The 23,389-nt window shown below is 61.6% G+C and carries 20 protein-coding genes and 1 pseudogene; 13 read left to right on the top strand and 8 right to left on the bottom strand.

The features are described 5' to 3' along the window. Positions 1-55 precede the first annotated feature (55 nt). From E5X88_RS26180 to acsA, 5 genes are read right to left on the bottom strand one after another with little or no spacing between them, the layout of a single operon-like run. A complete protein-coding gene (locus E5X88_RS26180) occupies positions 56-292 on the bottom strand; it encodes an acyl carrier protein (RefSeq protein WP_292166378.1) in 237 nt (78 codons plus the stop codon). Continuing rightward, positions 289-1,536 carry a dihydrolipoamide acetyltransferase family protein gene (locus E5X88_RS26185; protein ID WP_292166380.1) on the bottom strand — a complete coding sequence of 416 codons (1,248 nt, stop codon included), beginning with the start codon at positions 1,534-1,536 and terminating at the stop codon, positions 289-291. Before E5X88_RS26185 ends, E5X88_RS26180 begins: the two co-directional genes overlap by 4 nt. Further along, positions 1,533-2,504 (bottom strand): alpha-ketoacid dehydrogenase subunit beta, encoded by a 972-nt coding sequence (locus E5X88_RS26190; RefSeq protein ID WP_292166382.1) that lies wholly within the window; start codon positions 2,502-2,504, stop codon positions 1,533-1,535. Before E5X88_RS26190 ends, E5X88_RS26185 begins: the two co-directional genes overlap by 4 nt. Before the next feature lie 26 nt (positions 2,505-2,530). Further along, positions 2,531-3,517 carry a pyruvate dehydrogenase (acetyl-transferring) E1 component subunit alpha gene (gene pdhA / locus E5X88_RS26195; RefSeq protein WP_292166385.1) on the bottom strand — a complete coding sequence of 329 codons (987 nt, stop codon included), beginning with the start codon at positions 3,515-3,517 and terminating at the stop codon, positions 2,531-2,533. Continuing rightward, entirely contained in the window at positions 3,514-5,397 is a 1,884-nt protein-coding gene (gene acsA / locus E5X88_RS26200; RefSeq protein ID WP_292166386.1) for an acetate--CoA ligase, read from the bottom strand. The genes pdhA and acsA overlap by 4 nt, the downstream gene beginning before the upstream one ends. On the opposite strand from acsA, the pseudogene nadE reads away from it, so the two are divergent. Together nadE and E5X88_RS26210 are read left to right on the top strand one after the other, a co-directional pair. Next, positions 5,396-5,677 (top strand): annotated as a pseudogene (gene nadE, locus E5X88_RS26205) (NAD(+) synthase); the annotation flags it as partial. The gene acsA and the pseudogene nadE overlap by 2 nt on opposite strands. A gap of 341 nt (positions 5,678-6,018) precedes the next feature. Continuing rightward, on the top strand, positions 6,019-6,252 hold the full coding sequence (locus E5X88_RS26210) for a DUF6429 family protein (protein ID WP_292166387.1): 234 nt from the start codon (positions 6,019-6,021) through the stop codon (positions 6,250-6,252). A gap of 171 nt (positions 6,253-6,423) precedes the next feature. On the opposite strand, the gene ftsZ is transcribed toward E5X88_RS26210, so the two are convergent. Then, positions 6,424-7,431, bottom strand: coding sequence for a cell division protein FtsZ (ftsZ, locus tag E5X88_RS26215; RefSeq protein WP_292166388.1), 1,008 nt, complete (start codon positions 7,429-7,431; stop codon positions 6,424-6,426). 406 nt (positions 7,432-7,837) lie between these two features. Between ftsZ and E5X88_RS26220 the strand changes: the two genes are divergently transcribed. Genes E5X88_RS26220 through E5X88_RS26230 form a run of 3 tightly spaced genes read left to right on the top strand, consistent with a single transcriptional unit; the run spans position 7,838 to position 12,796 of the window. Next, positions 7,838-8,908 carry an HlyD family efflux transporter periplasmic adaptor subunit gene (locus E5X88_RS26220; protein ID WP_292166471.1) on the top strand — a complete coding sequence of 357 codons (1,071 nt, stop codon included), beginning with the start codon at positions 7,838-7,840 and terminating at the stop codon, positions 8,906-8,908. Next, entirely contained in the window at positions 8,905-11,682 is a 2,778-nt protein-coding gene (gene rbbA, locus E5X88_RS26225; RefSeq protein WP_292166389.1) for a ribosome-associated ATPase/putative transporter RbbA, read from the top strand. Before E5X88_RS26220 ends, rbbA begins: the two co-directional genes overlap by 4 nt. A 1-nt stretch (position 11,683) precedes the next feature. Then, complete coding sequence (locus E5X88_RS26230) at positions 11,684-12,796, top strand: ABC transporter permease (RefSeq protein ID WP_292166391.1); 1,113 nt, start codon at positions 11,684-11,686, stop codon at positions 12,794-12,796. A 30-nt stretch (positions 12,797-12,826) separates the two neighbouring features. On the opposite strand, the gene E5X88_RS26235 is transcribed toward E5X88_RS26230, so the two are convergent. Both E5X88_RS26235 and E5X88_RS26240 read right to left on the bottom strand, forming a co-directional pair. Next, complete coding sequence (locus tag E5X88_RS26235; protein WP_292166393.1) at positions 12,827-13,612, bottom strand: SDR family oxidoreductase; 786 nt, start codon at positions 13,610-13,612, stop codon at positions 12,827-12,829. A 13-nt stretch (positions 13,613-13,625) separates the two neighbouring features. Further along, positions 13,626-14,360, bottom strand: a complete 735-nt coding sequence (locus E5X88_RS26240) for an FCD domain-containing protein (RefSeq protein WP_292166395.1) — start codon at positions 14,358-14,360, stop codon at positions 13,626-13,628. A gap of 171 nt (positions 14,361-14,531) precedes the next feature. On the opposite strand from E5X88_RS26240, the gene uxuA reads away from it, so the two are divergent. From uxuA to E5X88_RS26280, 8 genes are all read left to right on the top strand, one after another. Then, positions 14,532-15,716 carry a mannonate dehydratase gene (gene uxuA, locus E5X88_RS26245; protein ID WP_292166396.1) on the top strand — a complete coding sequence of 395 codons (1,185 nt, stop codon included), beginning with the start codon at positions 14,532-14,534 and terminating at the stop codon, positions 15,714-15,716. 122 nt (positions 15,717-15,838) lie between these two features. Then, complete coding sequence (locus tag E5X88_RS26250) at positions 15,839-16,987, top strand: extracellular solute-binding protein (RefSeq protein ID WP_292166398.1); 1,149 nt, start codon at positions 15,839-15,841, stop codon at positions 16,985-16,987. Beyond that, complete coding sequence (locus E5X88_RS26255) at positions 16,987-17,838, top strand: IclR family transcriptional regulator (RefSeq protein ID WP_292166399.1); 852 nt, start codon at positions 16,987-16,989, stop codon at positions 17,836-17,838. The genes E5X88_RS26250 and E5X88_RS26255 overlap by 1 nt, the downstream gene beginning before the upstream one ends. A 25-nt stretch (positions 17,839-17,863) precedes the next feature. Beyond that, complete coding sequence (locus tag E5X88_RS26260) at positions 17,864-18,895, top strand: sugar ABC transporter substrate-binding protein (protein ID WP_292166403.1); 1,032 nt, start codon at positions 17,864-17,866, stop codon at positions 18,893-18,895. 140 nt (positions 18,896-19,035) lie between these two features. Further along, complete coding sequence (locus tag E5X88_RS26265) at positions 19,036-20,019, top strand: ABC transporter permease (protein WP_292166405.1); 984 nt, start codon at positions 19,036-19,038, stop codon at positions 20,017-20,019. Continuing rightward, positions 20,009-21,541 (top strand): sugar ABC transporter ATP-binding protein, encoded by a 1,533-nt coding sequence (locus tag E5X88_RS26270; protein ID WP_292166407.1) that lies wholly within the window; start codon positions 20,009-20,011, stop codon positions 21,539-21,541. The genes E5X88_RS26265 and E5X88_RS26270 overlap by 11 nt, the downstream gene beginning before the upstream one ends. Positions 21,542-21,604: 63 nt before the next feature. Further along, positions 21,605-22,600 carry an ABC transporter permease gene (locus E5X88_RS26275; RefSeq protein WP_292166408.1) on the top strand — a complete coding sequence of 332 codons (996 nt, stop codon included), beginning with the start codon at positions 21,605-21,607 and terminating at the stop codon, positions 22,598-22,600. A gap of 1 nt (position 22,601) precedes the next feature. Then, positions 22,602-23,387: an SDR family NAD(P)-dependent oxidoreductase gene (locus E5X88_RS26280; RefSeq protein WP_292166410.1), complete on the top strand. Its 786-nt coding sequence runs from the start codon at positions 22,602-22,604 to the stop codon at positions 23,385-23,387. Positions 23,388-23,389: the final 2 nt, after the last annotated feature.

Consider the following 23,389-nt stretch of genomic DNA (forward strand, 5'->3'; position numbering starts at 1 on the left):
TCCGGCCATAGTCCGCATTGCCTGTTATCGACACCACTCGCATCTCACCTCGGCGTCACTGACTTAGATACGCAACCACTCCGTCGAGAGTGAACAGTTTGGGATAGTCGGCCTCCGGGATTTCAATTTCCGTGCGCTGGTGCAGGGCTATGACAAAATTGAGAAAATCCATTGAATCGATGTCGAGTGCTTCACGGATATCCTCGTGGCCTGCAATTGCGGAAGGATCCGTCTCGGGCGCGATGCCGGAGAGGATGTCCAGAGCAAGCTGTCGAATCTCGGCCTTGGTCATAGTTTGACGGGCTCCTGAAGCAGGCGGTCGACGGCAGCGAGGAACAGCCCGCCGGCATGTCCGTCGCTGGCGCGGTGGTCGGCTGCGAGCGAGGACACCACTATCGGGCGCGCGGTCACCTTGTCATCAATGACCCAGGGACGCACGGCAATGCGCCCAAAACCCAACGTCGCCACCTGAGGGGGATAAATCACACCGATCACGGAATCGGCGCCGCGTTCGCCGAGGCTGGTTACAGTAAATGACGGATTGGTCATCTCGGAGCTGCGCAGACCACCACCACGTGCACGTGCCACAAGGTCGCGCAGCGCGCTCATGAGCTCCGATAGAGTCATGGTGTCGACATCGTGAACGGCCGGCGCGATCAGCCCGCCACCTCTCAACGACACTGCCCAGCCGATGTGTATTCCGCTTCCCGGCCTAAACCGACCATTCTCCCAAAAGCCGTTGAACTGCGGTACCTCGCGCAGCGCCAGGGCAGTGGCCTTTAGGAACAGGGTGGCGGGCAGCAGACGCTGATCTGGTGGCCGCTCTGTGTTGAACGTCTCAAGCCAGGACAATGAGGGGCCCATATCGATGGTAGTGGTGAGGTAGTAGTGTGGGATCTCGCGCTTCGAACGTGACATCGCCGCCGCAATTGCTTGGCGCATCTGCAGGGGATCGAAACCACGCCCCGGCCTTGTCGGTCTTGCCGATGCCTCCCGGCTGACCTGCGAAGCTGATGCCCGCTCGACATCGGCGATTGTCACCGAGCCATAGATTCCGGTGCCCTTAAGTGTGTAGGGATCGATTTCAAGTTCAGCCGCCCGGCGCCCAGCGGCTGGCGTCACCTTGGCACGCGCCCTTGATGCAGGACTGATTGAGGATACCTTCTGTGCCACCGTGGGCGACTTTGCAGAGGCGGAAGGAGCTCCGGGTGAGGGCGGTGCTGCCAAGGCAACTTCGGGGGCTTTCACCACAGCAGTGGGAGCCATTGGACCGGGTGGTGGCACGATTGCGGGTACGCTGTTTGACGGCATGAGCCGTGCCAGCACTCCGCCAACCGGAACCTCTTGGCCTTCGCCGGCACACAACTCCGAAATCACCCCTTCTTCGAATATGTCGACTTCAAAGGCCCCCTTGTGAGTTTCCACGATGGCAATCACGTCGCCTTTTTTCACCTCGCTGCCAGGCTTGACAAGCCACTCAACGAGCTTGCCGCGCTCCATGTCGGCTCCGAGCGATGGCATAAGGAAATCGCTCATCGGCTTCCAACAAGGATTCGAGCGGTTTCAATGATGGCAGACGTCTGCGGCAAGGCAGCTTCTTCCATGTGTCGGGAATAGGGAATGGGAACTTCGCGGCTGCAGATCCGGCGGATCGGACCGTCAAGCTCGAAGAAGAGGTCCTCCGACAGGCGCGCGGCAATCTCGGCGGAAATTGAACCGCTCTTCCAGCCCTCATCGACAATGATGCAGCGCCGCGTGCGAGTGACGGACTCGAAGATTGTCGCATTGTCGAGCGGGCGCAGAACGCGAAGGTCGACGACCTCGGCCTCGATGCCTTCCTTGGCAAGCGTCTCGGCGGCAGCCAAGGCCTTGGGCAGGCTATTGCCGTAGGTCAGCACGCTTACATCGCGTCCCGGCCGCCGGATTTTTGCGGAACCAATGTCCACCGACGCGACCGCCGGATCGAGTTCATCCTCGGCGTTGTAAAGCACGATGTGCTCGAAGATCAGCACCGGATTGGGATCTGCCAACGCAGATCCCAGCATATGTCGCGCATCCTCGACGGTGCCCGGCGCCAACACCTTGAGGCCGGGAATATGGGCATACCAGCCCTCCAGGCTGTGGGAATGCTGGGCTGCGAGTTGGCGCCCGGCGCCCGTTGCCATGCGGATGACCAGCGGCACGGCAAACTGCCCGCCCGACATATGCGCGATCGAAGTGGCGTTGTTGAGAATCTGGTCGAGCGCGAGCAAGCTGAAATTGCATGTCATGATTTCGACGATCGGGCGCATCCCCGCGACCGCCGCTCCGATCCCGGCGCCGACAAAAGCACTCTCCGCGAGCGGCGTATCGCGGATACGACTCGGACCGAACTCGTCGAGAAGCCCCTTGGTAACGGCGTAGCAGCCACCATAGAGGCCGACATCCTCGCCCATTAGGAAGGTGCGCGGATCGTTGGTCAACGCGTCTCGGATCGCCTGCCGGCACGCCTCTCGGTAGGACATTCGAACAGGTTTCGCCACAGGGGAATTCATTCGGGCACCTCGTCCATCAGCACGAAACGTTCGAGATCCTCCACCTTCTCCCACTGGCCTGCCTCGGCGAAGGCGACGGCTGCATCGATCTCGACATCGACTTGATCCTCGATGCGCTTGAGTTCCTCCGCGGAAAGCATGTGGTTCTCTTCAAGCCACGCCTGCATTCGCGGGACCGGGTCGCGCTCCTTCCAAAGGGCTATCTCCTCTTTGGTGCGGTAGAGCTGGGCGTCGAACATGGAATGGGCGCGGAATCGATAGGTGCGACACTCGAGGAAGGAGGGGCCCTTTCCGCTTCGCGCCCGCTCCACCGCCCGCAGCGATGCGGCCTCGACCGCGACCGGGTTCATACCGTCCACCTTCTCGCTCGGCATGCGGTATGCTTGCGCCTTGCGGAAGATGTCAGTCTCGGCTTCCGCAAGCTCGAGTGGCATGCCCATGGCGTAAAGATTGTTCTCGCATACGAATATGACGGGCAGTTCCCATAACTCGGCGAGGTTCATGCTCTCGTGAAATTCGCCTTCGCCGGCCGCACCTTCACCGAAGAAGCAGGCTGTGACTGCACCGGGACGAAGTTCCTTGTCAGCGAGCGCGATGCCGATGGAAAGCGGCAAGCCGCCGCCAACGATGGCGTTGCCGCCATAGAAGCGCCTGGCCCGATCGAAAAAGTGCATCGAGCCGCCACGACCGCGGCTGCAACCCTCCACCTTTCCGTACATTTCGGCCATGAGCGAGCCCATGGCAAGGCCTCTAGCAATCGCGTGGCCGTGGTCACGGTAGGTGGCGACGACGGCATCGTGCGCTTCGAGCGCCTGCATGACACCAACTGCGACCGCCTCCTCCCCATCATAGAGATGCAAGAAGCCACGGATCTTCTGCGCCTGATAAAGTTCGGCGCATTTGGCCTCGAAGCGGCGTATGCGCAGCATATCCCTGAAAAGCTGCTGCCCGTGCTGACGGTCGATGTGTAGCCTTTCGCTCATTTCTCATCGCTTTCGAGCGTCGACAAATCCCCTTCCGGTAACCCAAGTTCGCGGGCCCGGAGCAGTCGGCGCATAATCTTGCCCGAGCGCGTCTTGGGCAGGTTTGCGCGGAAATCGATCTGTTTGGGCGAAACGGCGGGACCTAGCCGCTTGCGGGCATGCCCGAGCAGTTCCTTGCGCAGATTTTCGTTCGGCTCGTGGCCTGGTTTCAGAGCGACGAAAGCCTTGACCACTTCGCCGACGGTCGGATCTGGTATGCCGATGACAGCGGCCTCCGCCACTGCCGGATGCTCCATGAGAGCGCTTTCCACCTCGAACGGACCGATCAGATGGCCGGCCGACTTGATGACATCGTCGGCTCGTCCTACGAACCAGAAATAACCGTCGGAATCACGCTTGGCGAGATCGCCGGTCAGATACCAGTCACCGACGAAGCATTTGCGGTAGCGCTCTTCCTCATTGAGATAGCCTCGCATCATCGACGGCCAGCCCTTCCTGAGTGCGAGTTCGCCTTCGACCATGGGCGTGTCGATGCCGTCGACTCCGCCATTCTTCAGGCGCCGCACGATTGCCGCTGCGATGCCAGGCAGCGGCAGACCCATCGAGCCCGGTTTGATGGGAAGTGCCGCGAAATTGGCAATCATGATGCCACCGGTTTCGGTCTGCCACCAGTTATCATGAAACGGTATTCCAAACGCTTCCTGGCCCCACACCACCGCCTCCGGGTTTAGTGGTTCACCAACACTTGCCATGAAGCGCAGTGCCGACAGATCGTAGCTCTTCACCACGTCTGAACCTAGCCGCATCATCATACGGATGGCGGTCGGTGCAGTATACCAAACGTTCACACGTTCGCGCTGAAGCACCGAATACCAAGTCTGCGCATCGAATTCAGCTTCGACGACGACGCTGGTCACGCCGTTCGTCAGCGGCGCCAGAATGCCGTAACTGGTTCCGGTGACCCAGCCGGGATCGGCGGTACACCAGAAGACATCATCGTCGTGAAGATCGAGCGCGTAGATGCCAGTCATATGATGCGCGGCTATCGCACCGTGCACATGGATCGCTCCCTTTGGCCGGCCCGTGGTGCCGCTGGTGAAATGCAGAAGCGCCATGTCTTCGGGGTCGGTCGGGGCAATCGCAAAACTGGCTGATGCCGTCTCCATCAGCGCGGACCAAGCATGTAGTCCGGCATCCTCGAATGTTTCGTCGCCTACCAAAATGACGTGGGCAAGCCCAGCAAGCTTCGCCCTCACGCTTTCCACCTTTCGGCGGTAGAGTCCGAGTGTCGTGACCAAGACCCGCCCGTCACCAATCTCGACACGTGTTGCAATCGGCTCGGGGCCGAATGCGGAGAAGAGCGGTGAGACTACGCAGCGCGCCTTGAGTGCTCCCAGAACCGCTACATAGAGCTCAGGCAGACGGCCCATCAGGACGAACACACGCTCGCCGGGTAGAACTCCAAGGTTAATTAGTGCGTTCGCGAAACGGCTGGTTGCTTCGCTTAGATCGCGGTAGGTGAATTCGCGCCGATCACCCGACTTGCCGAGCCAGCGGATCGCCACCTTGTCGGCCTTTGGGCCGGCAGCATGCCGATCGACGGCCTCGTGAGCAATATTATAGCCTTTTTCGCCGGGCAGGCCGTCGAGCAACCTCCAGGCATCCCGCCAGGTGAAGCGCATATACTCGCCCGCATAGTCCGTAAGGTTTGGCACCTTCGAAAAGGAAGAAGATAGCTTCGTGATCTGATCACTCGAAGGTTCGATCGGGTGCGCGGGCCTGCTCATAACCGATTTCTCCGTCCCTGATCTCAAGCGCCTCCAAATTAAATCATCGACGGCTTCACATGCGCGGCATTGATCATGGTCAATTCGGTGCAAGGAAGTGCAGGCTGGGCTGTGTACGGACTACCTGTTCCGCCTCGCCAACCAGAATGGCGGGCTCGTCGTCGGCACCGGCGTCTTGGCCGAGCTGGGTTGGTGCACCTACGCGTCGACAGTTACATGTCCCGCTACAAAGTCATCGCGTCGGTTCCCAAGACCCTGATGCAGCATCTCATTCGCTTCGTCGCCGCCTCGGGCGAGGTTGAGCGCGGAGACGACCCGGGTGCTCCACGCCATACTCGACACGGAGATATCGCCGGAGTTGGTGCCGGCCAATCCAGTTCCGTACCATCGCCAGTGTGCGGAACGATACGGGAAGATTTTTGATTTAGGCCGACGAAAAACTCGATGAAATCAACAATTTTAATGCGTCCTCCGGGCCCAAAAATTCCCCAACATGGTGCGGCCTAGCATTCTCAAATCGAAACGATCAGTGATTGTCGGTATGGTTGCGTGTCCCCGCAACCAAATATCAAAAACGGCCCGCCTTGTGCGGGCCGTTTTTGCGTTCGGCTGTGCCGGCCGGTTGATTTTAGTCCTCATCAGAGGTCAGAGGCCGCAAGGGCGCGAAGCCGACGCAGCGGGACAGGTGCCGTTTTCCCGTGTTAGACTGCTTGCATGGAGATGGACACCGACAAGATCGACGATGCCGTTCTGGGCCTGCTTTGGCTAACGCTGCATGAAGAGAGGCGCGCCTGGAAGGGGTTGGATTGGGATGCCCTGGATCGCTTGCACCAGAAGGGGATGATCGCGAATCCAGCAAACAAGGCGAAGTCGGTGGTTCTGACAGATGAAGGCCTGCGATGTGCGGAGGAGCTGTTTCGCACCCTGTTCACGCGGCCGGTGCCATGAGCGCTGGGCTGACGTTCCAATTCCCGGCAAGGGGCGCACAGACAAAATCGATAACTTAAGCCGCAGGTCGCAACAATTGCGGTTTGGTAAGCGACCGCTATCTGATAGTAGTCTCTAGCGGCGGCGTTCCAAGTCGAATCCTACCGTCGGCGCTGCCATGAGGGGCGTCGTTCAATTCATGCGGTTTTCCGCCCCTGCCGTCAGCGGTATCTCCAGCCCCCGCCGCAATCCCGTCGCAACGACCGACACCCTGAATTTTCCTGCCAGCGCCTTGTCGAAGATAGCGCCGACGATGATATCGGCATCGGCGTCGACCTCCTCTCGGATGCGGGTGGCGGCTTCGTCGACCTCGAACAGCGTCATGTCCGTGCCGCCCGATATCGAGACAAGGACGCCCTTGGCGCCCATCATGGACGCTTCGTCGAGAAGCGGGTTTGCGATTGCCGCTTCGGCCGCCTTCCTGGCACGGTCCTCCCCGGTGGCTTCGCCAGTTCCCATCATCGCGCGACCCATGTCGCGCATCACCGACTTCACGTCGGCAAAGTCGAGATTGATCAGCCCCTCCTTGACGATGAGATCGGTAATGCAGCCGACGCCGGCGTAGAGGACGCGATCCGCCATCGCGAACGCGTCCGCGAACGTCGTCTTGGCGTCGGCGATCCTGAAGAGGTTCTGGTTCGGAATGACGATGACGGTATCGGCACTTTCGCGGAGCCGCTCGATGCCCTCATCGGCCGCATGCATTCGACGGTTCCCCTCGAAGACAAACGGCTTGGTGACGACGGCCACGGTCAGTATTCCCGCGTTCCGGGCGGCCTGCGCTATGATCGGCGCGGCACCAGTTCCCGTTCCGCCTCCCATGCCCGCGGTCACGAAACACATATGCGTTCCCGCGAGATGGTCCATGATTTCGTCGATCGATTCCACGGCCGCGGCATGGCCGACCTCGGGCAGGGATCCTGCCCCCAGGCCTTCCGTGATGTGCGCTCCCAATTGGATCAGCCGCGTTGCCTTCGACATGGCGAGCGCCTGGGCATCGGTGTTGGCGACGATGAATTCCGTGCCCTGCAGGCCTTCGGCAATCATGTTGTTGACGGCGTTGCCGCCACCGCCGCCAACGCCGATGACGGAAATCTTGGGCCTCATCTCCGAGATTACCGGCCTCGTTGCGGTGTTCATTTGCCGTTTCTCCCCTTGAATGCGCCAGCGCAGCGGTCGGTGGAAGGCTTGTTCCCCGCACACTGCAAGACTTTAGACAGTGAGCGAATCAGGACAGCCCAGCGTAGCCAAGGGAATCAGACGGTTGACTCGGCTGCAAGTGCACTATGCGCACTTACAGCGTGTTACGCAGGCATTGGGCTCGCCGTGCACATGAAAAACGCCAAGCGTAGTCGACGAGGCCGATGCGTGCCGGCAAGACGAATGTCGACGCCCCATGACAGGAAGTCGCGCGACAAACCGGCCCAGGCTGTCGGCATGGGTCTTTCCGCGATTGACGCGGATCAAGGTCGTCGCAGCCGGTCTCTGTTTGGGTCCGGGCGGATCAACATGACGAAACGGTGCTCACCGGTACCAAGGGCCAATGATGAAAATCTCACAGAGGACGTGGCCGATCGTTGGCCTTCTAATCGCTCTTGGCGCGGGCGGTTACTATGCATGGCAGCAATCCAAGGATGGCGATCTGCCGGAAGGCATAGCCAGGGGGAACGGCCGCATAGAGGCGGTCGAGATCGACGTGTCGACGAAAGCGCCGGGGCGGATCAAGGAAATCCTTGTCGGTGAAGGCGATTTCGTCAAGGCCGGCGACGTGCTTGCCCGCATGGACACCGCGCAGCTCGAGGCAGAGCGCCGGCAGGCCGAAGCGCAGTTGCAACGCGCTATAATTGGCGTTGAGACAGCCAACAGCCTGGTCACGCAGCGCGAAGCCGAAAGAACGTCCGCGGCCGCCGTCGTCGCGCAGCGTGAAGCCGAACTGGATGCCGCGGAGCGCACACTGGTGCGCACCAAGCAGCTTGCCGCGAACAACACCACTTCCCAACAGATTCTCGACAACGACCGGGCAGCCGAGCAGGCCGCAAAGGCTACGGTGGCTGCGGCACAAGCCCAGCAAGCGGCAAGCGATGCCGCCATCAGCGCTGCCAAGGCACAGGTTATCGACGCCAAGGCGGCAGTCGCCGCAGCCCACGCCGCGATCGAGAGCATCGACGCCGACATTGACGACGCCACGCTCAAGTCTCCACGCGATGGACGTGTGCAGTACCGGGTGGCAGAACCTGGAGAGGTATTGTCCGCCGGCGGGCGCGTGCTCAACCTCGTCGATCTCGGCGACGTCTACATGACCTTCTTCCTGCCGACGGCCCAGGCAGGCCGCGTGGCCATCGGCACGGAGATCCGGATCGTGCTCGACGCAGCGCCGCAGTATCTGATCCCTGCCAAGGCCAGCTACGTCGCCGCCGTCGCCCAGTTCACGCCCAAGACAGTCGAGACCGAGGAAGAACGCCTCAAGCTGATGTTCCGGATCAAGGCGCAGATCTCGCCGGAATTGCTCCGCAAATACATCCAACAGGTCAAGACCGGCCTGCCGGGCGTTGCCTATGTCCGGCTTGATCCGCAGGCCGCGTGGCCGGCCAGCCTCCAGGGAAAGCTGGTGCAATGAATGCTTGGTCCGCGGGCGTTGCAAATCTGTCGCCGCAGCCCGTCGCACGTCTGGAGAAGGTCGGCCATAGCTATGGAAAAACACGGTCGCTGGACGCCGTTATCCTCGAAATACCTTCCGGCTGCATGGTTGGCCTGATCGGGCCGGACGGCGTCGGAAAGTCCAGCATGCTATCCTTGATCGCCGGAGCGCGGGCGCTGCAGGAAGGACACATCGAAGTGCTTGGCGGCGACATGGCCGACGCCCGCCATCGGCAGACCGCGTACCCCAGGATTGCGTACATGCCGCAAGGCTTGGGAAAGAATCTCTATCCGACGCTGTCCGTCTTCGACAATATCGACTTCTTCGGCCGTCTGTTCGGGCATGACCGGGATGAGCGGGAGCGCCGCATCGGCGAACTTCTGCAAAGCACGGGACTCGCACCCTTCGAGGATCGGCAGGCTGGCAACCTCTCCGGCGGCATGAAGCAGAAGCTCGGTCTGTGCTGCGCCCTCATCCACGATCCCGACCTCCTCATCCTGGACGAGCCAACGACCGGCGTTGATCCTCTGTCGCGCCGTCAGTTCTGGGAGTTGATCGATCAAATCCGCGGCAATCGTGGCGGCATGAGCGTCATCGTTGCTACAGCCTACATGGAGGAAGCAGCCCGCTTCGACTGGCTGATCGCAATGGATGGCGGGCGCGTGCTGGCCTCGGGAACGCCGGCAGAGTTGCTTGAGCGGACTGGCGCGCCCGACATCGACGCTGCCTTTATCGCACTGCTTCCGCAAGAAAAGCAGGCCGGCCACGAACAGGTGGTGATCCCGCCCCGGTCCGCGGGCGTCAACGGCGAAGTTGCCATCGAAGCGGAACATCTCACCAAGCGCTTCGGTGATTTCGTCGCCGTCGACGATGTGAGCTTCCGTATCGGGCGTGGCGAGATCTTCGGCTTCCTGGGCTCGAACGGCTGCGGCAAGACGACCACCATGAAAATGCTGACCGGGCTGCTTCAGGCAAGCGAAGGCAAGGCCCGCCTCTTCGGGCGCGAGATAGACCCGAATGACATCGAGGTTCGGCGGCGCGTCGGCTACATGTCCCAGGGATTTTCCCTTTATTCCGAGCTGACAGTACGTCAGAACCTCGAACTCCACGCCCGGCTTTTCGGCATGGATGCAGCCGCCATCCCGCAAAGGGTCGAGGACGTGGCGAAGCGCTTCGGTCTCGTCGGCGATATGGACACGCTTCCCGATGCCCTGCCGCTCGGCATCCGGCAGCGCCTGTCGCTCGCGGTGGCGATGATCCATTCCCCCGATATCCTGATCCTCGACGAGCCGACATCCGGTGTGGACCCGGTCGCCCGCGACGGGTTCTGGCAAATACTCTGCGAACTCTCCCGCAAGCAGAACGTGACGATCTTCGTCTCGACGCACTTCATGAATGAGGCGGAACGTTGCGACCGCGTCTCGCTCATGCATGCGGGCAAGGTTCTTGTCACCGATACGCCGGCCGCGATCGTCCAGAATCGCTCCGTAGCAACGCTGGAAGAGGCTTTCATAGGCTATCTGGAGGATGCCATCGGCACGCGGCAGACCGAGCTCCCGAAAGCCGACAAGGAGAGCCCAACCACCGCCGCGTATGCCCGAGGGAAACCGGGCAAGTTGAAGCGGTTCTTCGATCCCCGGCGCATGTTCGCCTATACGCGGCGGGAGGCGCTCGAACTTCTGCACGACCCGATCCGTGCCACGCTCGCCACGGTCGGCACTCTCATCCTGATGTTCGTCGTGGGTTACGGCATCAACATGGATGTGGAGGATCTCTCCTTCGCCGTCCTCGATCACGACGACACGGCAATCAGCCGTGACTACGTGCTGCAAATCGCCGGTTCGCGATATTTTATAGAGAAGGCGCCCATCTTGGACCACGCCGATCTCGACCGGCGCATGGAGAACGGCGAACTCAGCCTGGCGATGGAAATCCCGCCCGGTTTCGGACGCAACCTGGCGCGTGGCCGCGACGTTACGATCGGCGCATGGATCGACGGTGCCATGCCGACGCGGGCCGAGACCGTGCTCGGTTACGTCGAAGGCATGCATGCAGGCTGGCTGACGCAGAAGGCACGCGAAATCTACGGCGATGCCGCAGCAGCTCCCGATTTCCAGCTGGCGATCCGCTATCGCTACAACCCCGATGTCCGGAGCCTCGATGCCATCGTGCCGGCGGTGATCCCGATGCTTCTCCTGTTGATACCGTCGATGCTCGCCGTGCTGAGCGTCGTGCGTGAAAAGGAACTCGGCTCGATCATCAATTTCTACGTCACGCCGGTTACCAGATTCGAATTCCTGCTCGGCAAGCAGATTCCCTATGTCGTGCTTGCGATGCTGAACTTCCTGCTGCTGACAGCCTTCGCCATCTTCGTTTTCGGCGTGCCGTTCACCGGCAGTTTTGCAACCTTCGCCGCTGCCGCCTTTCTCTATGTCATTGTCACGACGGGGATGGGGCTGCTGCTCTCGACCTTCATGAGCAGTCAGATCGCCGCGATCTTCGGAACCGCACTGATCACCATGATTCCGGCATCTCAGTATTCGGGCATGATCAATCCGGTCTCGTCGCTCGAGGGCGTGGGCGCCTTCATCGGCCAGATCTACCCGATGACCTATTTCGTCATCGTCTCGCGCGGTACCTTCTCGAAGGCACTCGGCTTTGGCGATCTGTCGAGCGCCTTCTTGCCGCTCCTCATCGCCATTCCCGTATTGCTGGGCCTCGGAATTGTCCTTCTCAGGAAGCAGGCTCGCTGAAATGCGTTTCGTCAATGTTCTCCAGCTTGGTCTCAAGGAACTGCGCGGTCTCGCAAGGAATCCGATGCTGATCGTGCTGATCGCCTATGCCTTCACCTTGGCGATATACACAGCATCCAAGGCGATGCCCGAAACCCTCAACCGTGCTCCGATCGCGATTGTCGACGAAGACCAGTCGCCGGTATCCTCGCGCATCGTAACCGCGTTCTACCCTCCCTATTTCACAGCGCCGCGGCTTATCTCGCAGCCCGAAATGGACAGCCGCATGGATTCCGGCGCGGATACATTCGCACTCGACATCCCTCCGAACTTTCAGCGCGATCTTCTGGCCGGCAGGTCGCCAACGATCCAGCTCAATGTCGATGCAACGCGCATGTCGCAGGCTTTCGCCGGCGGGGGATATGTCCAGTCGATCGTATCGGGAGAAGTGAGCGAATTTCTCAATCGCTACCGCGCCGAGACGTCCCTAACGGTCGCTCTCGACTTGCGTGCGCGGTTCAATCCCGGACTCAACAAAGGCTGGTTTGGCGCAATCTCCGACATGATCGATTCGATCACAATGCTGTCGATCATCCTGACCGGCGCCGCACTCATCCGCGAGCGTGAGCATGGAACGATCGAGCACCTGCTGGTCATGCCCGTAACGCCGTTCGAAATCATGCTGAGCAAGGTCTGGTCGATGGGTCTCGTCGTGCTGGTGGCTTCCGGCCTCTCGCTGGGCTTTGTCGTGCAAGGCCTGCTCGCCGTGCCCACGAACGGATCCGCACTGCTGTTCATGACAGGAGCGGCGCTGGACATATTCGCCATGACCTGTCTGGGGATATTCCTCGCGACCATCGCGGGCTCGATGCCGCAATTCGGGCTGCTGCTGATGATGGTGCTTCTTCCGCTTCAGTTGCTGTCCGGCGGCGTCACGCCGCGTGAGAGCATGCCCGAGATCATCCAGGCCATCATGTTCGTCGCGCCAAACACGCACTTCGTCATGTTGGCCCAGGCCGTCCTGTTCCGTGGCGCGGGCCTTGACGTTGTCTGGCCGCAGCTTGCGGCGCTGCTGATTATCGGAACGGCGCTGTTTGGTCTTTCGCTTCGCCGCTTCCGTCAATTCCTGAAATAGACACGAGACCGCTCAAACGTGGCGCAGGCGCTACTTCACGCCGATACCGGCAGTCAGGCCGCCATCGATCTTGTAGTCCGCACCGGTGCAGAACCCGGCTTTCGACGAACAGAGGAAGGCGATGAGCTCCGCCACTTCCTCCGGCTCGCCGATGCGCCCGATGGGGTGGGCTTCGCCGAAGCGCCTGTAGGCGGCCTCGACATCGGCATCGGTGCCATTCTCTCCGCGGGCCGCCTTTTCCAGGATCGGGGAGCGGATCGAGCCCGGGCTGACGGAATTGACGCGGATGCCTGAGCGCGCATAGTCGAGCGCCAGAGAGCGCGTCAGCGTGTGGATGGCGCCCTTCGTCGTGGCATAGGCGGCGACGTTCTGCTGACAGGCAAAGCCCTGCACCGAAGCCACGTTGACGATGGCCCCGCCGCCCCGCCTTATCATTTCCGGGATGCCGAAATGCGCGGTCAGGTAGATCGAGCCGACATTGACGGACATCGTCTGGTTCCAGGTGTCGAAATCGGTGCTGGTCGCGGTTCCATACGGATGGATTGCCGCGGAATTGACGATGATATCGAGGCCGCCGAAGCGCTCGACACCGGCCGCGACCGCGTCTCGAACCTGATCCTGCACGGAGACGTCGACGGCCATGACCAGCGCCTCGGCGCCGGAGCTTTCCAGTTCCGCTTTCATCGCCGCATTGGCCGCGCGGTCGATGCCGCAGGCGATGATCGCCGCGCCGTCTGCCGCGAGACGTCTGGCGGTTGCCAGGCCGATCCCGGTCGTCCCTGTCACCAGAGCGATCTTGCCGTCGAAATCCTGCATTGCGGAAACTCCCTCACTGGCTGTCGGACGCCGGCTCTTCCGGCAGGAACCGCAGGGCGAAATCGAGATGGCGGCTCACCAGGTAGGCATAGGCCACCCTGTCGCGCGAGCGCAACGCCGCGACGATCTCGCCGTGAGCGCGCCTTGTATCGTCAAGCACCGGGCGCATTTCCTTTCCGATGGTCATGATCCGCAGGATCACGGGGGAAAGGAAGGAGTACATGTCTGCCAGCATGCGATTGCCCGACAGCTCGATCAATGCCTTGTGAAAATTGAAATCGTTCTCGGCCGCCTCCTCGATCGAGCGGCTCGCAACGATCTGGCCGTTGATCTCATCGAGTGCCTCGATCTGTTCATTCGAGGCATGCAGGACGATATGATCGCCGATGCCGACCTCGATGATGCGCCTGAACCCCTGTATGTCGGCGAAGGACGAGCGCGAGATATCCATATGCGCCGCGAAGAAATTCCGGATGGCCGTGCTCTGCCCATCGGCCAGGACGGCACCGACGCGGGGCTTCGGCTCGATAAGGCCGTAGGTGCGGATCGTGCGCAACGCCTCGCGCACGGTATTGCGGCTGGCGCCGACAAGCTCGCTGAGCTCACGTTCGGTCGGCAGCACGTCGCCGACGCTGAGTTGCCGTACGCGGATCAGATCGAGGATCTGCCCGGCCGTCATGTCGACTGCGGACCTGCCGCCGATGCGCCGTCCGGCGGCATTCTCGCGCGCAGCTTGAGAGCTCTCCAAAATGGCGGATCCTTCATCTAATTGTTGGACCAGCATAGCGTTGAGCCCAGCAAAGGCAACCGATCTGGCCTAAAACCCTGGTGGTTTCATGGGCGGCGCGCTCCCAGTTTTAGTTTGACTTCCGTTGTGGCCCAACAATACGGTTCTGTCTTATTGCAAGGGAAAGCCTCGATGGAACAATGTTGGCGATGGTATGGACCGGACGATCCGGTAACGCTCGATCATGTCAAACAGGCAGGCGCGACGGGCGTGGTGACGGCCCTGCACGACATCTATGACGGGCGCGCCTGGCCGCTCGACAGCATACTGGAGCGCAAGCGGATCATCGAGGCCGAAGGGCTGACGTGGTCTGTTGTGGAGAGCATTCCCGTTCACAATTCGATCAAGATCGGCTCGGCGGAAAGGCAACGTTATTCGGGCTGGTACAAGGATACCATCCGCGCGCTGGCGAAGGCCGGCATAAAGACCATCTGCTACAACTTCATGCCTGTGGTCGACTGGACCCGCACCGATCTTGCCTATCGACTTCCAACGACAGGCTACGCCCTGCGTTTCGATGCGATCGATTTTGCCGCATACGACCTGTTCGTCCTGAAGCGCAGGAATGCCGAGGCCAGCTACAGCGCGGCACGTATCGCGGAAGCGGAATTGCGTTTCAAGGCGCTGAACGACGAGCAGATCGACAGGATCGAACGCAATCTCATCGCGGGCCTGCCGGCGACCGAGCGCAGCTACAATCGCGAGACGATGAAGGAGGCGCTGGCCGATTACGATGCGATCAGGCCGGCGGAACTGCGAGAAAACCTTGCCTGGTTCCTGAAGGAGATCATTCCGGTCGCCGAAGAAGTCGGCGCGCGCATGTGCATCCATCCCGACGACCCGCCATTCTCGCTCTATGGCTTGCCACGGATCGTTTCGACCGCCGAGGACGCGCGTTTCATCCTCAACGCCGTCGACAGTCCGGCGAACGGCCTGACATTCTGCACCGGCTCGTATGGTACGCGCGCAGACAACGACATTGTCGGCATGGTCAAGGAATTCGCCGACCAGATCCATTTCGTCCATCTGCGCAATGTAACCATCGAGGATGACGGCTCCTTCTATGAAGCCGAGCATCTGGAGGGCGGCACCGACATGGCGCATGTCATCCTCGCTTTGATGCAGGAAGAGACGCGTCGCCGCAAGGAAGGTCGTGCCGACTGGCGGATTCCCATGCGTCCCGATCATGGCCATCTGCTCGCCGACGATATCGGCAAGACCAGGATCAATCCTGGCTACTCGTTGATCGGCCGCCTGAAAGGCCTCGCCGAGTTACGCGGCATTATGCGCGCCGTGGAGCGTTTTGGGCTGGCCTGAGGATCGCCGAGCGGGAACAAGAAGTTAGGATTTTCGTATGTAAAAACTACTTGTCCAGGTAAAAATACCTGCTACTAATCGGCCGACCCGGCGCATGGTAGGTTCGGGAGGTATTTTTACGAATGACAAGACTGCGCGGTCTGGCATGGGATCATCGACGCTGCTGGGGTCCGCTCGACGCCAGCAGCGAGACGTACTGTGCCGGCAATCCCGGTCTGGAAATCGAATGGGACCGCCGCAGCCTCTACGAGTTCGGTGAGGGCGCGCTTGGTCCCGTGCTCGGAACCTACGATCTGATCGTGTTCGATCATCCCTTTATCGGCGACATCGCCGATGGTGAGCTGATGGTGCCGTTCGACGGCCATCTGTCGCTGGAGCAGCGCCGCTTGTTCGAGCACGATTCGGTCGGCGCATCCTGGCGATCCTACGCAAGGAACGGGCGCCAGTGGGCACTGCCGATCGATGCCGCCTGCCAGATCGCTTCATATCGCCCGGATCTCCTGGAGCGCTACGCAGCGGTGCCCAGTACGCATGAAGAGGTGCTGGAGCTTGGCCGGCGCGTGCGCAGGGACGGCAAGTGGCTTGGCCTGCCGTTCGTGCCGACGGACGCCATGTGCCTGCTCCTGACACTCGGCGATCCGCAGGAGAACGGCGAGGAGTTTATTGCAAGGGAGAAGGTCCAGCAGGCTGTCGCGCAGCTGCGCCAGCTTGCCGAGCTGTCGCATCCGAACTCGTCGAAATGGAATCCGATCCGCTGTTACGACCACATGATCGCGCATGACGATGTGGTCTATGTGCCGTTCGCCTTCGGCTATGTGAACTACGCCTCGAAGGCCGACAGGCCGTATCTTCGCTTCGCCGACGTGCCGACCCCGCGATTCGCCGGCGCCTTGCTCGGTGGTGCCGGCATCGGCGTCAGCGCCCAGTCGAAACACAAACAGGTCGCCATCGATTACGCGCTTTTTCTATGCTCGCCCGGCTATCAGCGCGGCGACTACGTGAAGTCAGGCGGACAGCCGGGATCGCTGGCAGCATGGAAGGACGCCGAGGTTAACGATTTTTCCGGCAATTTCTTCAGCTCGACACTCGCGACGATCGAGGCGTCCTACCTGCGCCCGACGCATCCGGGCTTCATCACCTTTTTTCGCGAATGCGCCCCGCATGCGGCGGCCGCCATCGCCGGCGACATGCCGGCAACGGAACTGGCAGACCGGCTTAACCGGCTGTATCGCGAGACCAGGCAAGGCCAACCGGAACGGAGCGTCGCATAATGGCCGCCGACGTAGCCCAGATCGGTGATGAAGGCGAAAGCGGCCGCAACGGCTATCGGGTGCCGGCGGTGGAAAAGGCGCTCGATGTCCTCGAGTTCATGGCGTCCAGCGCCGAGCCGCTGACCCAGACCGAGATCGCCACCGGCCTGGGGCGCTCCATCCATGAGATATACCGTATCCTGCTTCTGCTGGAAAAGCGCGGCTACATCTTCCGGACGCAATCCGACCGCTTCCGCCTCTCGCTGAAGCTGTTCGAGCTGGCGCATTTGCATCCGCCGGTGAACCGGCTGGTCGAATGCGCGCTGCCGGTGATGCGCGAGCTCTCCGCCAATACCGATCAAAGCTGTCATCTGGTCGTTCGCGAAGGCGAAAGCGCACTGGTGGTGTTGCAGATCGATTCGCCTTTGCCGATGCGCTACTCGGTCGCGCTCGGCTCGCATTTTCCGATCCTCGAAACGAGCTCCGGCGCGGTGCTGCTCGCGCATTCGAACCAGGCCGAGCGTGAGCGCATCGTCGAGCGGATCGTGGCTGCAGGCGAAGGACAGGGCACGCGGGCCGAAATCGAAGCGCGGCTGAACGAAGCTGCAAGGCTCGGCTACGAGATGCGCGCCTCCCTGGCCGTCGAGGCCTGCACCAACGTCTCACTGCCGGTGCGCGATCACACCGGTGCGGTCATTGCGGCGCTGACCGTCCCGTTCCTGCCGCAGAAAGCCGCGCGTTTCGACCGCGAAACCGTCTTCGAGCGGGCGAAGGCGGCCGCCGAGACAATATCGGCGGCGCTGGGGGCGGGTGAAGCCACCGCCTCGTCACGTGCCGACCCGGAACGGCGGGACTATCCGTTCAGCAACTAACAAGATGATAAATAGGGAGAAGAAGATGAACTGGTCCAAGTCAATCCTGCTTTCCTCAGCGGCCGCGCTGGCTCTGAGCACTGCTGCCGCGCAGGCCGAAAATATGCCAAAGCGCATCGGCTATGTCACCAACTACGCCACCCATGAGTGGTATCAGAACGTCATCAAGGGCATGCAGGCCCGCGCCAAGGAACTCGGCATCGAGCTCGAGGTGCAGGACGCCAATCTCGACATCGCCAAGCAGGTTTCTGCCGCGGAAGACTTTATGGCCAAAGGCGTTGACGTGCTGATCGTCACGCCTGTCAACGAAGAGGGCGTCGTTCCGCTGCTGCGCCAGGCGAAATCCAACGACGTCCCGGTCGTTCTGGAAGGCAACCCGGTCAAGGGCATGACGACCATGGTCGCGATCTGCGACTATGATACCGGCTATACGGCTGGCGTCGAAGCAGGCAAATACGCCAAGGAAAAGCTCGGCGGCAAAGCCCAGGTGATGAATGTCGGCCTGCCGCTCCTGTCTGCCACCGTCCTGCGTTCGCAAGGCTTCATGGACGGCCTGAAGACCATCATCCCCGACGCGGTCATGGTCCACGATCTCGACGGCGGCGGCAATCCCGACCGCGCGCTCGAAGTGTCTTCGGCGGCGCTTGCCAAGAACGCCGACATCAACATCATCTATGGCATCAACGATTCCTCTTCGCTTGGCGGCCTGCAGGCCTGGAAGGCGGCCGGCAAGTCGCAGGATAATTTGTTGACGGTCGGCACGGGCGGCGAAGGCCTTGCCTTCATCAATGCGATACAGAACGAACCCTCCTACCGCATCGAAGCCGCGATGTTCCCGGAAAAGGAAGGCCACACCGCTATCGATGCCGCAGTGAAGCTGTTCAACGGCGAAGAGGTGCCCGAGCACATCGTCAGCCCGACCGCGCCGATGAACGGCGACGACTGGAAGAAGTACTACGATTACGACGGCACTGTCCGCACGATCAAATGGGACGCCGTCAATGCGCTCCAGCCGCCGGAAAAGTGCATGAAAACCTCCGCCGACCTGAAGAAGTAGAATCCCAAATCGCCCTGTCCGCCGTGCGGGCAGGGCGCCGGATCAGGTCGTGTCGACGGCGAAACAGGCAACCGGCCGGGTTTCGAGCCGGCTGGTTTCGAATGGCGATGGCAGTCGATGCGGATCGGAAATGGACGGAAATGAGCGAGCTTACGCAATCCTCCGCGCCCAGACGTTCTGTCGGCGGTCAGCTGTTGGGCAGCAGCCAACTCGTGCTGGGGATCATCCTGGCCGTGCTCTGCATCGCCATCTCGTTGGCGGCGCCACAGTTCTATTCCGAGGCCAATATCATCGCCATCCTGCGCCAGTGCGCGCTGGTGCTGATCGTCGCCTCGGGCATGACCATGCTGATCATCACCGCTGAAGTCGATCTCTCTGTCGGGGCGTCGCTCGCCTTTGTCGGCTGTATCGGCATGGCCGTCCTCAATTCGACGCACAGCCTCGCACTTGGCATGCTGGCGGCGTTTGCCTTTGCCGGCGGGGTCGGCCTGTTCAACGGGCTGGTCGTCACCAGGCTCAAGGTGAACTCGCTGATCGCCACCATCGGCACGATGATGATGCTGCAGGGCGGCGTCTACCTGTTCACCCGCGAGGCCGTGCAGAACCACCACCGCCTCATCAGCTTCACCGATCTGGGTGCCGGCTATATCGGCGCGATCCCGCTGCCCGTGGTCATCGCTGTGGTCATCTTCGCCATCGCAGCCGTGACGCTGCGCTTCACCACGCTTGGCCGCTATCTCTATGCGGTCGGCGCCAATGAGCGTGCGGTTCGTCTTTCCGGCGTGCGCTCGGAACGCCTGAAGCTGTTTGCCTTCGTCGTCACCGGTCTGTGCGTCGGGGTCGCCGGCATGATCCTGTCGTCGCTGATGAATGCAGGCCAGCCGACCGCCGGGCGCGGCTTCGAGCTGACGGTGATCGCCGCCGTCATCCTCGGCGGCACCAGCCTGCTCGGCGGGCGCGGTTCGCTGTTCGGCACGCTGCTCGGCGTGCTGGTGTTGAAGGTCATCGACAACGGCATCATCATTCTCGGCTGGAACCAGGATCTGCAGATGGTGGTGCCCGGCGTCGTCATCATTCTGGCCACCTATCTCGACATCATCCGGAACAGAGCCAATGTCCGTTGATTTCCTTTATCCCGGCGAAGGCGCGGCCGTCGACACAGGCGTGCCGGCGATTGAGATGCGCGGCATCGACAAGCGCTTTCCGGGCGTGGTGGCACTGGACAATGTCGATCTCACCCTGGAGCCCGGCAAGATCCACGCCTTGATGGGCGAGAACGGCGCCGGCAAGTCGACGCTCATCAAGATCATGGCCGGGGTCTACGGCAAGGATGCCGGCACCATCCGCATGCGCGGACGCGAGCTCGACATCAGGTCGCCGCGCGACAGCCTGAAAGAGGGCATCAAAGTGGTGTTCCAGGAGATCGCGCTGATCTCCGAATTCACGGTCGCCGAGAACATCTTCCTCGAAGGCTATCCGACCGGCAAGGGCGGTTCGATCGACTGGAAAAAGATCCGCGCGGATTCCGCCGCGCTGTTCAACCGCATCGGCTTCAACGTCGATCCGGCAGCGCGGACGGGATCGCTGCCGGTCAGCCAGCAGCAGATGGTCGAGATCGCTCGCGCGCTCGCCCATGAAGCCCGCGTCGTGGTGATGGACGAGCCGACGTCGTCGCTGACGCCGAATGAGATTTCGCTGCCGTTCACCGTCATCCGCCGGCTGGCCGCGCTCGGCATCGCAGTGCTTTATGTCAGCCACAAGCTCGACGAGGTTTTCGAGATTGCCGACACGGTCACTGTTCTGCGCGACGGCCGGCATGTCTCGACCAGACCGATCGGCGAGCACACCAACGACACGCTAATCCAGGACATGATTGGCCGGCGCATCGAAAGCCTGTTTCCCCGCAAGCGCGGCGCGCCGGGCAGCAAGGTCGCCCTTTCCGTGCAGGGGCTCAGCACGGCGAAGAAGCTGAAGGACGTGTCCTTCGAGGCGAACGCCGGCGAAGTCCTCGGCTTCTTCGGCTTGATGGGGGCGGGCCGAACCGAGCTTGCCAAGGCGGTTGTCGGCTTCGATCCGATCATCTCCGGCACGATTTCCGTCGACGGTCGTCACCTGATGCCGCACGACACGCACACCGGCGTCCGGCTCGGCATCGGCCTGCTCACCGAGGATCGCAAGAGTGAAGGGCTGATGGGCGAATTGCCGGTGTACCAGAATGCCAGCCTCGCCTCGCTCGGCGCCTTCGCCAGAATGGGCTTCATCGACAAGGCCAGGGAACGCAAGGCGGTGCAGGATTATGTCGACCGCTTTCGTATCAAGACACCCAGCCTGTTCCAGCAGATCAAGAATCTGTCCGGCGGCAATCAGCAGAAGGTGCTGATTTCGCGCTGGCTGATGCGGGGCCTGAAAGTGATCGTGGTCGACGAGCCGACCCGCGGTATCGATGTCGGTGCCAAGTCGGAGATCTTCGCGCTCATCGACCGGTTGGCCGGCGAAGGCCTGGCGGTGGTCATGATGACGTCGGAAATGCCCGAGCTGCTGGGCCTTGCCGATCGTGTCGCGGTGATGTGCGAAGGTCGCCTCACCGCGATCATGTCCCGCGACGAGGCCACGCAGGAGAAAATCCTCAATGCAGCGATCGGATGAGACGATGATGCTCCACGGCAGCATTCGCCGTCGTTCGGCCGGCGCCTTCCAAGGGAGCAAGCGATGAGTCTTGCAAGCACCGATACCATGAAAGAAGGGCCGTCCATGCTGGCGCGGCTCTTCGCGCGGCAGGAACTGGCGCTGCTCCTCTGTCTCATTCTCGTGATCACATTCTTTTCCTTCACCGCGGAGAATTTCTTCTCCGTGCGCAACATGACCAACGTGCTCGGGCAGGCGTCCCTCGCACTGACGGCCGGCATCGGTTGCGCCATCGTCTTCATGTCCGGCGAGGTCGACATTTCGATCGGGTCGCTGCTGGCGACCATCGCCCTGCCGCTGATCATCATCATGAACGACACGAACTCGCTTGCGCTCGGCGTCGGTGGCGCGCTGCTGTTCGGGCTGACCATCGGTGTGGTGAATGGCTATCTCACAGCCTATGCCGGCATCAACTCGCTGATCGTGACCCTGGGCACGATGTTCGTCATGCGCGGCGGGGTGTATCTTTATACCGGCCAGCGCGCGATCCCAGACGATGCCGCCCTCGACAGCTTCATCGCGCTGTCGGATGGCCGCCTGTTCAATGTCGTTCCCTATTCGGCGGTGATTGCGATCGTCCTGCTCGCCGCCTTCGCCTACATGATGCAGCACCGGCCATTCGGGCGGCAGATCTATGCCGTCGGCGGAAATCCGGAGGTGGCACGGCTCGCCGGCTATGACGTGCGACGCGTCAAGTTCATCTGCTTCATCATCAGCGCGCTGCTGGCGACGGTTGCCGGCATCATCCTGGCGGCCCGCGTCGGCTCGGCGCAGCATACGGCGGGACTGAATTTCGAGTTCCAGGTCGTTGCCGCCACCGTGCTCGGCGGGGTGAGCCTTGCCGGCGGCATCGGCAGCCTGACCGGCATGGCGCTTGGTGTGCTGATCCTGCAGTTCCTGTCCAACGGGCTGCGCGGGCTCGGCCTGCCGACCGAGTGGCAGCTGGTCATCACCGGCATGATCATCATAGCCGCGGTCGCTTTCGACGAAGCGAAGCGCCGGCGCATCATTGGAGGCTGATATGGATCGTCTCAAGGGCGAAACCGCAATCATCACAGGCGCTGCCGATGGCATCGGCCATGCGATCGCGGCGGCGATGGCAAGGGAAGGCGCGCATGTCTTCCTAAGCGACATCGCCGACGACAGGGGTGAACACTTCGCAGCGGAACTGCGCGCTGCCGGCCACAAAGCCGACTATGTGCATTGCGACGTGTCGAAAGAGGCCGACATTGCCAACGTCATTGCTACCGCCGTCAGCAAGACCGGCCATCTCGACGTGATGGTCAACAACGCCGCCATCGCCATCGGTGGCATGCCGGTCCACGAGATGACCGAAGAGCAATGGCATCGCCTGATCGCGGTCAACCTGACCAGCGTCTTCCGTGGCTGCAAATACGCGTTGCCGCACATGATCGCGCAGAAATCGGGCTCGATCATCAATATGGCCTCGGCGCAGGGGCATATCGGGCTCGACGGCTGGACCGCCTATGCCGGCGCCAAGGGCGCGGTGATGGCGATGACACGCCAGATGGCGGTCGAGTTCGGCCCGCTCAACATCCGCGTCAACTCGATCTCGCCGGGCGCCATCAACACGCCGATGAACGACAAATTGGTCAGGGAGATCGGCGGTAATCTCGCCAAAGCCTGGGTGAAGATGCATCCACTCGGCCGCATCGGCGAGCCTTCCGAAGTGGCCGAAGCCGCAGTCTACCTGGCTTCGGATGCCGCCGGCTTCACCACCGGCACCGACCTGCGCGTCGACGGTGGGCTCACCGCCGCGCCACGCTATGTTCCCGATCTGCTTTGACA

The sequence above is a fragment of the Mesorhizobium sp. genome, from assembly GCF_004962245.1.
In the GTDB taxonomy this organism is placed as follows: Bacteria; Pseudomonadota; Alphaproteobacteria; order Rhizobiales; family Rhizobiaceae; genus Mesorhizobium.

Bases quoted from the DNA above. Each gene is read 5' to 3' on its own strand.
- E5X88_RS26180 (WP_292166378.1), bottom strand. From the start codon at position 292: ATGACCAAGGCCGAGATTCGACAGCTTGCTCTGGACATCCTCTCCGGC.
- E5X88_RS26185 (WP_292166380.1), bottom strand. From the start codon at position 1,536: ATGAGCGATTTCCTTATGCCATCGCTCGGAGCCGACATGGAGCGCGGC.
- E5X88_RS26190 (WP_292166382.1), bottom strand. From the start codon at position 2,504: ATGTCCTACCGAGAGGCGTGCCGGCAGGCGATCCGAGACGCGTTGACC.
- pdhA (WP_292166385.1), bottom strand. From the start codon at position 3,517: ATGAGCGAAAGGCTACACATCGACCGTCAGCACGGGCAGCAGCTTTTC.
- E5X88_RS26210 (WP_292166387.1), top strand. From the start codon at position 6,019: ATGGAGATGGACACCGACAAGATCGACGATGCCGTTCTGGGCCTGCTT.
- ftsZ (WP_292166388.1), bottom strand. From the start codon at position 7,431: ATGAACACCGCAACGAGGCCGGTAATCTCGGAGATGAGGCCCAAGATT.
- E5X88_RS26220 (WP_292166471.1), top strand. From the start codon at position 7,838: ATGAAAATCTCACAGAGGACGTGGCCGATCGTTGGCCTTCTAATCGCT.
- rbbA (WP_292166389.1), top strand. From the start codon at position 8,905: ATGAATGCTTGGTCCGCGGGCGTTGCAAATCTGTCGCCGCAGCCCGTC.
- E5X88_RS26230 (WP_292166391.1), top strand. From the start codon at position 11,684: ATGCGTTTCGTCAATGTTCTCCAGCTTGGTCTCAAGGAACTGCGCGGT.
- E5X88_RS26235 (WP_292166393.1), bottom strand. From the start codon at position 13,612: ATGCAGGATTTCGACGGCAAGATCGCTCTGGTGACAGGGACGACCGGG.
- uxuA (WP_292166396.1), top strand. From the start codon at position 14,532: ATGGAACAATGTTGGCGATGGTATGGACCGGACGATCCGGTAACGCTC.
- E5X88_RS26250 (WP_292166398.1), top strand. From the start codon at position 15,839: ATGACAAGACTGCGCGGTCTGGCATGGGATCATCGACGCTGCTGGGGT.
- E5X88_RS26255 (WP_292166399.1), top strand. From the start codon at position 16,987: ATGGCCGCCGACGTAGCCCAGATCGGTGATGAAGGCGAAAGCGGCCGC.
- E5X88_RS26260 (WP_292166403.1), top strand. From the start codon at position 17,864: ATGAACTGGTCCAAGTCAATCCTGCTTTCCTCAGCGGCCGCGCTGGCT.
- E5X88_RS26265 (WP_292166405.1), top strand. From the start codon at position 19,036: ATGAGCGAGCTTACGCAATCCTCCGCGCCCAGACGTTCTGTCGGCGGT.
- E5X88_RS26270 (WP_292166407.1), top strand. From the start codon at position 20,009: ATGTCCGTTGATTTCCTTTATCCCGGCGAAGGCGCGGCCGTCGACACA.
- E5X88_RS26275 (WP_292166408.1), top strand. From the start codon at position 21,605: ATGAGTCTTGCAAGCACCGATACCATGAAAGAAGGGCCGTCCATGCTG.
- E5X88_RS26280 (WP_292166410.1), top strand. From the start codon at position 22,602: ATGGATCGTCTCAAGGGCGAAACCGCAATCATCACAGGCGCTGCCGAT.